At 67.1% G+C, this 13,482-nt stretch carries 13 protein-coding genes; 8 read left to right on the forward strand and 5 right to left on the reverse strand.

The genetic code is table 11. From position 1 onward, the window contains the following. Positions 1-48 precede the first annotated feature (48 nt). Positions 49-264 carry a hypothetical protein gene (locus AC0685_RS22790; protein ID WP_478227372.1) on the forward strand — a complete coding sequence of 72 codons (216 nt, stop codon included), beginning with the start codon at positions 49-51 and terminating at the stop codon, positions 262-264. Beyond that, on the forward strand, positions 264-959 hold the full coding sequence (locus AC0685_RS22795; RefSeq protein ID WP_478227373.1) for a winged helix-turn-helix transcriptional regulator: 696 nt from the start codon (positions 264-266) through the stop codon (positions 957-959). The genes AC0685_RS22790 and AC0685_RS22795 overlap by 1 nt, the downstream gene beginning before the upstream one ends. A gap of 282 nt (positions 960-1,241) precedes the next feature. On the opposite strand, the gene AC0685_RS22800 is transcribed toward AC0685_RS22795, so the two are convergent. Next, a complete protein-coding gene (locus tag AC0685_RS22800; RefSeq protein ID WP_478227374.1) occupies positions 1,242-1,802 on the reverse strand; it encodes a hypothetical protein in 561 nt (186 codons plus the stop codon). A 230-nt stretch (positions 1,803-2,032) separates the two neighbouring features. Here AC0685_RS22800 and AC0685_RS22805 point away from each other — a divergent pair, with 230 nt between their 5' ends. Beyond that, on the forward strand, positions 2,033-3,244 hold the full coding sequence (locus AC0685_RS22805; RefSeq protein ID WP_478227375.1) for a cation:proton antiporter: 1,212 nt from the start codon (positions 2,033-2,035) through the stop codon (positions 3,242-3,244). A 21-nt stretch (positions 3,245-3,265) separates the two neighbouring features. After that, a complete protein-coding gene (locus AC0685_RS22810) occupies positions 3,266-3,484 on the forward strand; it encodes a hypothetical protein (protein ID WP_478227376.1) in 219 nt (72 codons plus the stop codon). A 4-nt stretch (positions 3,485-3,488) separates the two neighbouring features. Here AC0685_RS22810 and AC0685_RS22815 read toward each other — a convergent pair whose 3' ends face one another. Genes AC0685_RS22815 through AC0685_RS22830 form a run of 4 tightly spaced genes read right to left on the reverse strand, consistent with a single transcriptional unit; the run spans position 3,489 to position 7,441 of the window. After that, positions 3,489-4,346, reverse strand: coding sequence for an SAM-dependent methyltransferase (locus tag AC0685_RS22815; protein WP_478227377.1), 858 nt, complete (start codon positions 4,344-4,346; stop codon positions 3,489-3,491). A 21-nt stretch (positions 4,347-4,367) separates the two neighbouring features. Continuing rightward, complete coding sequence (locus AC0685_RS22820; RefSeq protein ID WP_478227378.1) at positions 4,368-5,030, reverse strand: potassium channel family protein; 663 nt, start codon at positions 5,028-5,030, stop codon at positions 4,368-4,370. Then, on the reverse strand, positions 5,020-6,381 hold the full coding sequence (locus AC0685_RS22825) for a TrkH family potassium uptake protein (RefSeq protein WP_478227379.1): 1,362 nt from the start codon (positions 6,379-6,381) through the stop codon (positions 5,020-5,022). Before AC0685_RS22825 ends, AC0685_RS22820 begins: the two co-directional genes overlap by 11 nt. Before the next feature lie 37 nt (positions 6,382-6,418). Next, a complete protein-coding gene (locus tag AC0685_RS22830) occupies positions 6,419-7,441 on the reverse strand; it encodes an ion channel (RefSeq protein ID WP_478227380.1) in 1,023 nt (340 codons plus the stop codon). Between the two features lie 264 nt (positions 7,442-7,705). On the opposite strand from AC0685_RS22830, the gene AC0685_RS22835 reads away from it, so the two are divergent. The 4 genes from AC0685_RS22835 to AC0685_RS22850 all read left to right on the forward strand — a co-directional run bounded on the left by AC0685_RS22835 (position 7,706) and on the right by AC0685_RS22850 (position 13,481). Beyond that, positions 7,706-8,326: an NAD(P)-binding protein gene (locus AC0685_RS22835; RefSeq protein ID WP_478227381.1), complete on the forward strand. Its 621-nt coding sequence runs from the start codon at positions 7,706-7,708 to the stop codon at positions 8,324-8,326. A gap of 12 nt (positions 8,327-8,338) precedes the next feature. Next, entirely contained in the window at positions 8,339-10,360 is a 2,022-nt protein-coding gene (locus AC0685_RS22840) for an APC family permease (protein ID WP_478227382.1), read from the forward strand. 157 nt (positions 10,361-10,517) lie between these two features. Then, entirely contained in the window at positions 10,518-11,012 is a 495-nt protein-coding gene (locus AC0685_RS22845; RefSeq protein WP_478227383.1) for a helix-turn-helix domain-containing protein, read from the forward strand. Positions 11,013-11,039: 27 nt separating this feature from the next. Next, on the forward strand, positions 11,040-13,481 hold the full coding sequence (locus AC0685_RS22850) for a PEP/pyruvate-binding domain-containing protein (protein WP_478227384.1): 2,442 nt from the start codon (positions 11,040-11,042) through the stop codon (positions 13,479-13,481). Position 13,482 lies beyond the last annotated feature (1 nt).

Genomic DNA, 13,482 nt, shown 5'->3' on the forward strand with positions numbered 1-13,482 from the left:
TGCCTAGCCGGAAGAATGAACCGAGGCCGAGAGCACGCGAGGAGAGCGATGAGTGTAGAGAGCCCGAGCGCGAACGACGTCGTCGAAGACGTGTCCGTCTGGTTGGCCAGCGAGTTCTCGACGAAGTTGTCTCCGGTCGCGGTCGGCGCCATCGTCCGCGCCACCCACCGCGACCTTCGGGAACAGATCGTCCCCGAAGCGCTCGGCGAAATGCTGCACCGGATGGCACGGCACCGGATCACCCGTCTTGTCCAGGTTCTGTGATGCGTTACGAGCAGCACTGCCCGATCGCGCTGGCGGCCGAGGTGGTCGGCGAACCATGGACGCTGCTGATCCTCCGTGAACTTCTGCACGACAGCACTACTTTCGTGGATATCGCGAGAGGCGTGCCGGGCATGTCAACTGGGTTGCTGACCAAACGACTCCGGAACCTCGAAGCAGCGGGTATCGTCACCCTTCATCCGTCGGGGCGGCCAAGTAGCGCAGTGCTGACCGAGGCCGGCCGCGAACTGTCGGCGGTCGTCGAGCCCCTCGGCAACTGGGGTGCGCGCTGGTTGCCGCCACCTCGGCACGGTGACCTCAATCCGGCCTTGCTCCTGCGTGACATCGCGCGTGGGATCGACCGGTCCGGTTTGCCCCCGAACGCGGTGACGATCCATTTCCGGTTCGCCGAGTCGCCAGGACCGCGTTGGTGGTGGCTTGTTCTCTCGCAGTCCGTCGCCGCGCCGACGGTCCATGATCCGAGGCTGCCGCAAGCGATGCGGATCGACTGCACTCTGGGTGCGCTGGCCCGGGTCTGGCTCGGTCACACAGACTGGCTGGGAGCGCTGCGGGAGAAGGCCATCGTGATCACCGGACCTCGTGGATCGGTGCGCGAGGCCATCGCTTGGCTCGGCACGAGCCGCTTCTCCAGCAGCGGGAATCCTAGCGAGGTGGGCGCGCCGACGCTGTCCTCATAGGCCTGTTCGGTACTTGCCGCCGCGGAGCGGCCGTCGATGCCCACGACGTTCGCTGATGACTCCGAGACCGCGCTGAGACCCTTGGACGCGTCGATACCGAGGCCGGGCGGTTTGCCCAGGAATCGAACAGCAGGATGCACCCGGCGAAGACCGCGCAGGCGAGCCCGAGCAGCCACAACCCCTGAGTGGCCATCAGGACTCCGACCAGCACGGCGGGAACGGCGGCGAGCAGGCAGAAGGGATCCAGCCTGCCGAAAACAGGACGTCGGCCGTGACTCGAACTCATGGCACTCCCCTTGTCACTCCGGCCTGGGCCTCCAGTAACTCGGACGCTCGAAGCTCTGCGACTCTCGCCTTCTCCTCGGACTCTTCAGCGAGCTTTCGATGACGTATCTCCGCGAACGCGTCACCTCGGCGCCGGACGGCTTCTCCGCGCTCCCGCTGTCCCTCGGCGCGCCTGATGGCCGCGTAAGCACGCTGCACCTCGACCTCGTGCGCGATCGACCCGCGCGCGAACCGTCCTGCCCTGCCTCGGTACTCCGCCGCGATCGCGAGCTCGTCGTAGGCCATGTAGTGGCAGGCCGAGATCTCGGCGAGATCCCGTTGCTGTTGAGCCAATATCTGTTCGCCGTCTGCCACCAGTTCGGCAGCTCGCTCGAGGTACTTCCCCGCGACCTTACGCAGGCGCGCCGCGTCACACCGCAGCCGCTTCGCGCGCGCCACCCCGTCGTCGGCAGCACACCCGGTGGTCTGCGGTCCACTCAGGGTCACCGCCGAACGTCCGGCGGTCCCGTAAAGCAGCTCGGTGAGCGCCCTGCTCCGCAGCCTGACGGTTTGGGGCATCGCATCTCCTCATTCATGGACCCTGTGCGGCGCACACCGAGCCTGTCACGGAGATGCCAGAGCCGACCTGACGAAAGTCTTACGATCGATGCGGAGAACCGAGGGCCACGCCCTGCACGCGGTTTGCGTCCGCAGCGCCCATACGGCATCTTTACGCGCGGAGCGCCGGGAAGTCTGGTCGGCACGACCCATCCACGAGGGGTGGGTCGTTCGACGTGGACGGGGTTTCCGTGACACTTGCCTTGGCGTTCGGTCTGGTGCTGTTGATCAGCGTGTCGCTCTCCGGACTCGCGGCACGCACCGTGCTGTCGACCGCACTGCTGTTCCTGGTGGCGGGCGCACTGATCGGGCAAGGCGGATTCGGCCTCGTCGAGATCCCCTCCAATGGCGCCTTCGTGACCGGCCTGGCCGATCTGGCGTTGTTCACCGTGCTGTTCACCGACGGCCAGCGCGCCGGCCTGCCCTCCCTGAAGGAAGGCTGGCGGCTCTCCGGCCGCGCGCTGGGCTTGGCGATGCCCTTGACCATGGTGGGCATCGCGGTGCCGACGCATTTCCTCACCGGTCTGGACTGGACGACGTCGTTCCTGATCGGCGCGATCCTGTCGCCGACCGACCCGGTGTTCGCCTCCGCGATCGTCGGACGGACGGATGTGCCGCTGCGGCTGCGCAGGCTGCTCAACGTCGAATCCGGCCTTAACGACGGCCTCGCGCTCCCCTTCGTGCTGATCTTTCTCGCGACCGCCGCGAACCGGGACACCGACTTCGGCGGCATCGCCATCGAACTCGTCGCCGGTCTCGCGCTCGGCGTCGCCATTCCCGCGGCCATCGCGCTCGCCTGGCGGCTGAAAGTCCTCACCGCGGAACCACGACTACAGGCCTTGGGGCCGTTGGCGGTCGCGGTGATCCTGTACGCGACCTGCCACCTCACCCACGCCAATCCTTACCTCGCCGCGTTCGCGGCCGGCGCCACACTGGCCACAATGGACCGGGTATCGGCTGAGCACTTCGAGCATTTCGGCGATCTGCTGTCCGAGACGACGAAATTCGCCGCTCTCCTGGTGTTCGGCGCGCTCATCACGCCGGAACGGTTGTCCCACCTCAGCGTCGGCGACTGGGCGGTCGCGGTTATCGCGATCGTGTTGATCCGGCCCGCCGCGATGATGCTCTCGCTGATCCGCACTACGTTGCCCGCCCGGGAACGCTCGGCCGCGGCCTGGTTCGGCCCCAAGGGCTTCGCCTCCGTCGTCTACGGACTCCTCGCACTACAAGCCGGGATCCCGGCGGGAGAGCATGTCTTCGACCTTGTCGCGATCACCATCGCACTGTCGATCGTGCTGCACTCCTCCACCGACGTCCCCGTCGCCAAAGCACTGCGCATCGAACCACCGGACAACCTGCCCACCGGACAACCGGAAAAGCTTCCGCAGAAAGAGAATTCCTGATGGGAGGCATCACCCGCCCTCGTGTTCGCGTTGCTGTTCATGGTCCTGCTCGGCGTCATCCCCAGGCGTTACTGGTACCTGCGGCTGCCCGCCGTGCTCGGCTGGGTCCTGGTCTGGATCGACAGCGCGTTCACCGGTCACTGGACCGATTCGCTGGGCGTGACTATCACTGGCTTCAGCCTGCTCTGGCCGGCCTTGACTTGGAAGCGTGCCCGTTCTGGCACTGACCAGGACAGGTGACTCGTCAATGTTTTTCGGCGTGCACGGTTCGTTCCAGGTCTGAGACCGGCGTGGCCCGCCCGGACGGCCGGACGTACCGGGCGGTGAGTTCGCCGGAGCCCACTTGCTCGAGTTCACGCCAGCCGTACTCGGCGAGAAGCCGGTCGACGTCGTCCGGGTTCAACCCGAACCGCCAGATCCGGTCTTTCCCGACGAACTGCCGGTGCAGGGCATCGGCGCCGTACATCGCGGTTCCGTCGAGAAAGTCCTTACGCACGTAGGTGAACAGCAGCCGACTTCCGGAACCGGCCTTGGCCAGGACATCGAGCGTCTTGCGGACACCGGCCTCAGTCAGATACTGGGTCACTCCTTCCCAGACGAACAGCGTGACACCGTCCGGCCGGTATCCGTGTCCACTGAGGACGGTCTCCAGGTCGTCGTTCTCGAAGTCGATCGGGACCAGTGTCACCGCGTCCAGCACCCGGATCCGTTCACGCTTGGCCTCGACGTTGCCAGGGAGGTCCACTTCGAACACCCGGACCCCCGCGGGCACGGCCAGACGACACGCGCGCGTGTCCAGACCGGCACCCAGTACGACCACGGCGTCGACATCCGCGCGCAGGTCCTCGGCGAACTTATCGTCCAGATAGCGCTTGCGGCAGGCGATGCCACCCCAGATCCCGGGCGCCTTCTTCTCCGACGCCGCGACCAGCAGATCCCGGATCACCCGCCACCTGGCCAACCCGGCCAGGAATCGCACCGCCGCGGGAAGAACCTGGATCGCCATCTCGTCCTGAACCAGGCGCCGCGGGGCGGGATGGTGCTGTTCCACCGCCGCGATCACCATCGGCCCGACCGCGGTCCCGGCCACTGTGCCCGTCATCGCCATTCCCCCGTCTCCTGATCAGGTCAAATCCGCTACTCGTTCGACCTCGGTGGTCCGTCCGGCGACGATCAGCACGTCGCCCCGGTTCACCACGGTGTCCGCGGTGGCGTAGGTGAAGCCCTCACCAGGTCGTTTGACCCCGACCACGGTGACGCCGTACTTGGCCCGCAGCCGGCTGTCACCCAGCTGCCGCCCGACCGCCTCTTCCGGCGCACGGGTCTTGACCATCGCGTAGTCGTCTTCGAATTCGATGTAGTCCAGCATCCGCCCGGTCACGAGATGAGCCACGCGTTCACCCATCTCGTGTTCGGGGAGCACGACGTGGTGCGCGCCGATCCGTTCGAGAATTCGGCCGTGCTGACGGCTGATCGCCTTGGCCCAGATGTTCGGGATCTCGAAGTCGACCAGCAGCGCGGTGGTGAGAATGCTGGCTTCCAGATCGGTGCCGATACCGACGACAGCACGGAAGAACTGATGCACGCCGAGCTGCCGCATCACGTCCGGGTCGGTGGTGTCGGCGACGACGGCGTGGGTGAGGTCGTCGGCGTGCCGCTGGACGATCTTCGGGTCCGAGTCGATCCCGAGCACCTCCGACCCGCGAGCGACGAGCTCCGACGCGAGCGAGCTGCCGAACCGGCCGAGACCGATCACGACGACACGGGAAACCTGCTTATCCGACAATGGGTCGCTCCTCGGGGTATTCGTAGCGCCGCGCGCGTTCGCGCAGTGCCAGTGCGGACGCCAGCGTGATCGGGCCGAGTCTGCCGAGGAACATCAGCACCATCAGCACGATCTGGCCGGAGACGGGAAGCTGCGCGGTGATACCGGTCGACAGGCCGACCGTGCCGAACGCGGACGTCACCTCGAACAGGACATCGTCCAAGGCGAACGAGGTGACCGACAGCAGCACCAGGGTGCCCGCCACGACGGCACCCACACCGAGCAGGGCGATGGTCAGGGCCTGGCGCTGGACCTGGTCGGTGAGCCTGCGGCCCATGACGTGCACGGTCGGTTCGCCGCGGATCTCCGCGTAGATCACGTATCCGAGCAACGCGAACGTGGTGACCTTGATGCCGCCCGCGGTGCCCGCGCTGCCTCCTCCGATGAACATGAGGATGTCGCTGACGAACAGGGTGGACGGCTGCAGCTGGCCGACGTCGAGGCTGTTGAACCCGGCTGTGCGCGGCATGACACCGTGGAAGAAGCCGACCAGGAGTTTGTGGTGGACGTCGAGCTTGCCGAGGGTGTTCCCCCATTCGAACAGCAGTACCGCCACGGTCCCGATCAGCAACAGTCCGAAGTAGACGGGCACGGTGATCTTCGTGTGCAGTGACCAGCGCCGCCGGTGACGTCGCCGGATCACCTCGAACAGCACCGGAAAGCCGAGCCCGCCGGCGATCACCGCGACCATGATCGGCACACAGATCCAGGGGTCGGTCGCGAACCCGATCAAGCTGTCGGTGTACAACGCGAAACCCGCGTTGTTGAACGCCGACACCGCGTGGAAGACCCCGAGATACACCGCGCGCCCGAACGGTTCGCCGTATCCGGCGGCGAACCGGATGGTCAGCGCGGTGGCGATGATCGCCTCGATGCCGAGGCTGACGACGATGACACCGCGGATGACCGTGCGGACGTCACCGAGCCCGAGTGTTTTCGTCTCGGCCTGGGCGGTGAGCTGCATCCGCAGCCCGATCCGTCTCGACACCAGCAACGTCAGCAGCGAGGCCAGGGTCATGATGCCGAACCCGCCGACCTGGATGAGGCCGAGTACGACGAGCTCGCCGAACGTCGACCAGTAGGTGGGGGTGTCCACCACGACGAGGCCGGTCACGCAGATCGCCGACACGGCGGTGAACAACGCGCTCACCACGCTCGCGGACTCACCGGACTCGGTCGCGACCGGCAGGCTGAGCAGGAGCGTGCCTGCCAGGGTCGCCATCCCGAAGCCGAACACGACCGCCCGAGCCGGGTGCCGCCAGCTGGGCATCAGCCGCCGCCACCACGGCGAAGCACCGAGGAACGAGTTCACCACGGCCCACCGCGAAGCTCGATCGGTTTCCGGATAGTCACGAAGCCGCCATCGCGGCGGTGAGCTGGCCAGGCATGATCGGTTGGTGCCCGACGTAGTAGAGCACCGTCCCAGCGGGGAGAGCGGTCTGCCACGGTGGGCTGATCAGCAGCTGGTCGGCGGTCCGGACGGCGAGCACGGTCGCACTGTGTCTCCAGCCGAACGCCGCCTGGCAATCGCCGAAGGTCGAGGGCTCGGTCAGCCGTAGCGTGTAGGTGTTGCCGCCGCCGTGGGTCATCAGCTCGGCGTAGACCTCGGTGATACCCGGTGCCTGGATCTCTTCGGTCACCATATGCGGGCTGTGCCATTGGACGCACCGGATTCCGTCGTTCACGTAACGGAAATGCGCCTCCTTGGCGAGGTCGCGAAGGGCGACCACGATATGCGCGCCTGCCGCGACATGATCGACGGTGACCGCGACGGCCAAGGCCTCGTTGTCGTCCCGCGCGTCGATCAGTACGCTGTTCGCCCGGTGCACACAGGCACGCCGCAGGACGTCGTCCTCGGCGAGATCACCACGGACGAAGCCGATACCGCGGTCCGCCATCGGGTGGGTGTCGACCTCGTCCCACGCGGCGAGCACGATCGGACGGTCCCCACCCGCGACCAGTTCATCGACGATGCGCTGGGTCCGTCCTGGCGAGTACCCGAGCACGACGACGTGGTCTTCGATGTCCAGCGTGACCGCCCCCTGCATCCGGCGCCCTTTCGTCTTCTCGATGATCTCCGCCAGCTGAGCGAACACGGTCGTCAGTGTGACGATCCCGCCCACGATGACATACACACCGATCACGTGCCCCCACGACGACTCCGGATAGAAGTCGCCGTATCCCACCGTCGCGGCGGTGACGACGAACCACCACCAGTAGTTCTCCGGTTCCGTGATCGGGTTGTCCGATGGCTCGGCAAGCAGCATCAGCGGCCAGCTCGTCACGAAGACGAACACGATCACGACCAGCGGCGGCAACCCGGTCCGCAAGCGTACGAACTTCCGCAGAAGCCGCATGAGGATGATCGGCACGCAACTCTCCCACCAGCACGAACCCGCCCATGTCGTGGGCCACCGTAGCTCTTGTCCGGACGATCCGGACGTAACAACACGAAACCGCTCACCTCGGGGCCACCCGCAGAATCCGTCGGACTCTGCAACCGCACCAGAGCTATTTTTGCGATATTTTGACGACCATCGCGCGCTCGACCTAGGGCTATCAAAACCACGTCAGGAACCATCGACGCATGCGGACAATTCAGGCGTGTCTCACTAGGGGCCTCGCGGAGGTCCCGAATGCACGGTCAGACACTGGTGGTCGGGTTTGGTGTCACCGGCTCCAGCGCTGCTTGTCACTTGCTCGCCTGTGGCGCTGACGTCGCTGACCTCGTCGTGCTCGATGCCGACGCGGACGCCGTCCGGTCGGCCACCGAACTGGGCGCCAGTGCGTTCCAAGGCGACGGGACCGATCGCCTCGCGCTCGCGCGGGCGGCCTCCGTAGAGGTCGATCGGATCGTCATCGCCTTGGTACCGGATCAAACCGCGGTGATGTCGACGATGCTGGCACGCGAGCTGTGCCCGTGCGCGATGATCGTGACCGCTGTGCGCGCAGACGCACACGTGCCCATTGCCCGCCGCGTTGGCGCCGACCACGCGGTGGTCACCGCCGAGGCCGCCGGCGGCGCCTTGGCTGGAGCTTTGCTCGAACGTCGCCGTCCGGCGCGTACACCGTGGGCGATCGCTCAACGACCGGCCCGGGCATCCGAGGTGGGGCGCGAGCTTCGGGACAGCGACCCCACCGCGGTCGGACTGATCCGCGACGGCCGCCGTCACTGGGGCGCCCACGCAGCCGGACTACGCGTGGCGCCTGGAGATCAGATCGTGCTCCTGCGGACCCACACCCTCACAGAAAGCTAGGCCGCGCCGTCCATGCCCAAGTTCGCCTCCATCGCCAAGCGTCTCCTCGTCGGCAGGTCTTTCCGTAGCGATCGCCTGTCCCACACGCTGTTGCCCAAGCGGATCGCGTTGCCGGTGTTCGCCTCGGACCCGATGTCGAGCGTGGCTTACGCACCCGAAGAGATCCTGTTGATGCTTTCGGTCGCGGGGGCGTCGGCGTTCGTGTTCAGCCCCTGGATCGCGGTGCTGGTCGCCGTGGTGATGATCTCGGTCGTCGCCTCCTATCGGCAGAACGTCCGCGTCTACACCTCCGGTGGCGGGGACTACGAAGTCGCGACCGTCAACCACGGCCCGCGCTGGGGCTTGGTCGTCGGCAGTGCCCTGCTCGTCGACTACGTGCTGACCGTGGCGGTGTCGATCGCCTCCGCGGCGGCCAACATCGGCTCGGCCGTGCCCTTCGTGGGGGAACACAAGGTCGAGTTCGCCGTCGGCGCCATCGTGGTGCTGACCGCCATGAACCTCCGGGGTGTGCGGGAATCGGGCACCGCGTTCGCCATCCCGACCTACGCCTTCGTGTTCGGCATCCTCGCCATGATCGTCTGGGCGGTGGTGCGGGTCTTCGTGGTGGGTGACGAGATCCGGGCGGAGAGCGCCGATTTCACTCTGGTCGAAGAAGGCGGGCATCTCGCCGGTCTCGGCTTCGCTTTCCTGATCCTGCGCGCGTTCTCCTCCGGCAGCGCGGCCTTGACCGGGGTCGAAGCGATCAGCAACGGCGTCCCAGCCTTCCGTAAACCCAAGGGGCGCAACGCCGCGACCACGCTGCTGATGATGGGCGTGCTCGCGATCACCATGTTCCTCGGCTTGATCATGCTCGCCCGGCTCACCGGCGCGCAGGTTGCGGAAGACCCCGCGCATCAGCTGATCGGCGCTCCGGAGGGCTACGAACAGAAGACGCTGATCGCCCAGCTCGGCAACGCGGTGTTCGCCGGTTTCCCGCCGGCGAGCTGGTATGTCATCTTCTTCACCGGACTGATCCTGGTGCTGGCGGCCAATACCGCGTTCAACGGTTTCCCGGTGCTCGGCTCGATCCTCGCTCAGGACCGCTTCCTGCCCCGTCAGCTCTACACCCGCGGCGACCGGCTGGTGTTCTCCAACGGCATCATCTTCCTCGCTGCAGCCGCCATCCTGCTCGTCGTCGCCTTCGACGCCGAGGTCACCCGGCTCATCCAGCTCTACATCGTCGGCGTGTTCATGTCGTTCGTGATCAGCCAGAGCGGGATGATCCGGCACTGGAACCGGCGGCTGCGCACCGAAACCGACCCGGTCGCGCGCCGCCGGATGCGCCGCTCCCAGTCGATCAACGCCTTCGGCTTCTCCATGACCGCCCTGGTCCTCGTCGTCATCCTCGTCACCAAGTTCACCCAGGGCGCGTGGATCTCCCTCGCCGCCATGGCCGCCATCTACCTGCTGATGACCGCGATCCGCCGCCACTACCAGCGCGTCGGCGACGAACTCCACGACAGCGACGAGGACGAGCCGATCGTCCTGCCTTCACGCAACCACGCGATCGTCCTGGTCTCGAAACTGCACCGGCCCACCCGTCGGGCACTGGCCTACGCCAAAGCGGTCCGGCCCGACGTCCTCGAGGCGATCACCGTCAACGTCGACAACCAGGAAACCAACGAACTCCTCGACCGGTGGGCCAAACAGCCCTTCTCCATCCCGCTCAAGGTCATCGAATCCCCCTACCGGGAAATCACCAAACCGATCCTCGACTACGTCAAACGCATACGCACCACCAATCCGCGCGACGTGGTCACCGTGTTCATCCCCGAATACGTCGTCGGGCACTGGTGGGAGAATCTGCTGCACAACCAGAGCGCACTACGGCTGAAAGGACGACTCCTGTTCCAGCCCGGCGTCATGGTCACCAGCGTGCCCTGGCAACTCGACTCCTCCACCAAGGTCCGGCATAGGTCCGAACTCGCTCCCGGCTCGATCCGCCGCGGCCTCTGCACGAAGGACACCAACGGCGGAGACCGGCACAAACCGTGAGCCTATTGGCACACCGGGATTCGTCTGACCGGTCCAACGCCGTAGAGAAAGCATCAAAATACGGCGGTGCGGCAGCACATCGACCGTGCCCGTCGCGCCAGCACGCCTATCGTCTAATGCCGACTATCCCAACAGCGGGAAAGGGGGCACACGGCCGGTGCCCGACCACCCCACAGCAGAGCTGGCCTGGCTGGTCAGCCAACCCTGCGCGGTCGAGATCCTCGACGTCCTCGCCGAGGCGCCCCGCCCGCTCGCGGACCTGCACCGGCGGCTGAGGGCGACTCGCCGGACGATCCACTCGGCACTGCGCGTCCTCGCCGCGGCCGGGGTGGTCCGCCGCCGCGATCACTGTGGCAGCTGGGACAGCCTCCCCCCGCCCTCGACCCGCTATGAGCTCACCCCTACCGGCCGCGAATTCACTCGGCAGCTGAATCGGGTCGAGGTCTGGACCACGCTCTACGAGCACTATCTCGGTACTCCGACCACCAGGAAAAGGACGAAGACCATGTGGGCACCGATCTCCATCGTGCTTCTCCTCGCCTGCCTCGGAAACATGGCGCTCGGCCATGCCGGGCACGCGATCGTGTTCGGCATCGCGTGGCTGGTGCTCGTCGCCGCGGTGACGTATCGGGCAGGCCACCGGACCACCTGACCACCCACGCGGCGAGGGGGACGAGAGATGAAACTGCTTCGGCTGTCCGAGATCGATGCCTCGATGATCGATCTGGTGGGAGGGAAGGCCGCCGGGCTCGGTGAGATGATCAAGGCTGGCGAGCGTGTACCGGATGGCTTCTGCTTGACCGTCGAGGCCTATACGTCGCGAGATCTCCCGAAGCAGGAGTTGCTCGACGCCTACGAGCGGCTCGGCGGCGGCCGGGTCGTGGTGCGTTCCAGCGCCACCGCCGAGGACTTGCCGGACGCCAGCTTCGCAGGACAGCAGGACACCTTCCTCGACGTCGACGGGGCCGCCGCACTCGTCGACGCCGTTCGCAAGTGCTGGGAGTCCCTGCATTCGGATCGGGCGGTGGCCTATCGGGCCACCGTCGGTATCGACGACGTCGCGATGGCGGTGGTGATCCAGCGGATGATCGACCCCGTGGTGGCCGGTGTCCTGTTCACCGCCAACCCGATCACCGGTTGCCGCACCGAGATGGTCGTCGACGCCGCCCCCGGGCTGGGGACCGCGATAGTCGAGGGCACCGTCGTTCCCGCTCACTACGTCTTCGGCCACCGTGCGCGGACCATGCCGCACCAGGACGAGGGATGCCTCGACACCCGGCAGCTCGAACTGCTCCGGGACGCCGGTCTGCGGCTGCAACGGCATTTCGGCTCGCCGCAGGACATCGAATGGGCGATCGATTCCGACGGCGTGCTGTGGCTGGTGCAGTCCCGGCCGATCACCACCCTGTTCCCGCTGCCACCGGACACCGGCGATACCCGGCTGTACCTCGAGTTCGGCCACATCCAGGGGATGCTCCGCCCGTGCACGCCGATGGGGATCTCCTTGCTCAAGACCGGATCGGCGATGTGGTTCCAAGCAAACGGCGTCCGAAGCGACCCACGGGATCCGCTACCCCGGCTGGTGCCGATCGGCGGGCGGCTCTACTTCGACCTGACCGACTTCGTCCGCAGCCAGGCCATGCGCAAGCGGCTGCCGACGTCCCTGCAGGTGTACGGGCCACGAGTGCAGGGCGCCGTCGAGCGCATGCTGACCGATCCACGCTTCGCCCCGCGGCGCGGCTTTCCGTTCCGGACGAGCAACATACTCAGGGCCACGGCGAAAGTGGCGCCGAGCGTGATCACGGGGTTCGCGGCGGGCTTGGCCCGCCCGGACGCGGCGCGCGCCCGCGCTTACCGGGCGGTGGAGGAAATCCGGCGCTTGACCGTACCGCCCCCGGACTCGGCGACCACTGCTGAGCGGCTGAGATGGGTCATCGAGGACTCGCATCGAGCGATCATGAGCCACGGCATGCTGGGGCTCACGGGGCCTTTGATGGCCGGGATCGTCCTCGGGATAGCGCCCTCCGGCCTGCTCAAGGGCATCGCCACGGACGAGGAGCTGGACATCGTCCTTGGCGGAATGCCCCATAACGTGACCACCGAGATGGATCTCGCCCTGTGGGGCCTCGCGGTGAACGCGCGACAGCACCACGAGCTGTTCCTCTCCACCCCACCCGGCGAACTGGCCGCGAAGTACCGCGCCGGGCGACTGCCCGACATCGGGATGGCCGGATTCCTGGACAAGTACGGCATGCGCGCCGCGGCCGAGATCGACGTCGGCATGCCCCGCTGGGACGAGGACCCGGCGCCCCTGTTCGCCACGATCGCCAACTACCTCCGTGTCGACGACCCCGAGCAGGCACCCGACCGGCGATTCCGCCAAGCCGCGCGGAAGGCCGAGGCGATGATCGAGACGCTGTCCCAGCGAGCGCGGCACCGGCGTCCGGTCCGCGGCAGGGTCGCGACGTTCCTCATGCGCCGCTCGCGCAAGCTCACCGGCCTGCGGGAGATCGGGAAGTTCGCGTGGCTGCCCGCGATCCAAGCGGCTCGCCGGCAACTCCTCCTCGTCGGCGACGACCTGGTGTCGCGTGGCCTGCTGGAACGCGGCGACGACATCATGTTCCTTTCCCTCGCCGAAGCACGCGCGGCCGTCCACGACGCGACCGACCACCCTCACCTGATCGCCGCGCGCAGCGCGGACCACCGGCGAGAACTACGACGGCACACTGTTCCCGGCGCCTTGCTCTCCGACGGGACCGACGTGGAAGCCCTTGCCCCACCCGGGCCCGCCGAAGACGGCGTACTGGTCGGGATGGCAGGCGCGGCAGGCCAGGCGACCGGGAGAGCGCGCGTGATCCGCGACCCGGTCGGCGCGTACATCGAGCCGGGCGAGATTCTCGTGGCACCGTCCACCGACCCCGGATGGACCCCGCTGTTCCTGACCACGGCCGGCCTGGTCACCGAAACCGGCTCACCGGTCGCGCACGGCCCCACGGTCGCCCGGGAATACGGCATTCCTGCCGTCATCTGCGTCCGCGACGCCACCCGCGAGATCACCACCGGCCAGCTGATCTCCATCGACGGAACCGCGGGAACGGTACGGATAGCCGACGACGACTGAC

It is taken from the genome of Amycolatopsis sp. NPDC043889, from assembly GCF_056435645.1.

Excerpts from the sequence above, each read along its gene's own strand:
- AC0685_RS22790 (WP_478227372.1), top strand. The coding sequence starts at position 49 with ATGAGTGTAGAGAGCCCGAGCGCGAACGACGTCGTCGAAGACGTGTCC.
- AC0685_RS22795 (WP_478227373.1), top strand. The coding sequence starts at position 264 with ATGCGTTACGAGCAGCACTGCCCGATCGCGCTGGCGGCCGAGGTGGTC.
- AC0685_RS22800 (WP_478227374.1), bottom strand. The coding sequence starts at position 1,802 with ATGCCCCAAACCGTCAGGCTGCGGAGCAGGGCGCTCACCGAGCTGCTT.
- AC0685_RS22815 (WP_478227377.1), bottom strand. The coding sequence starts at position 4,346 with ATGACGGGCACAGTGGCCGGGACCGCGGTCGGGCCGATGGTGATCGCG.
- AC0685_RS22835 (WP_478227381.1), top strand. The coding sequence starts at position 7,706 with ATGCACGGTCAGACACTGGTGGTCGGGTTTGGTGTCACCGGCTCCAGC.
- AC0685_RS22840 (WP_478227382.1), top strand. The coding sequence starts at position 8,339 with ATGCCCAAGTTCGCCTCCATCGCCAAGCGTCTCCTCGTCGGCAGGTCT.
- AC0685_RS22850 (WP_478227384.1), top strand. The coding sequence starts at position 11,040 with ATGAAACTGCTTCGGCTGTCCGAGATCGATGCCTCGATGATCGATCTG.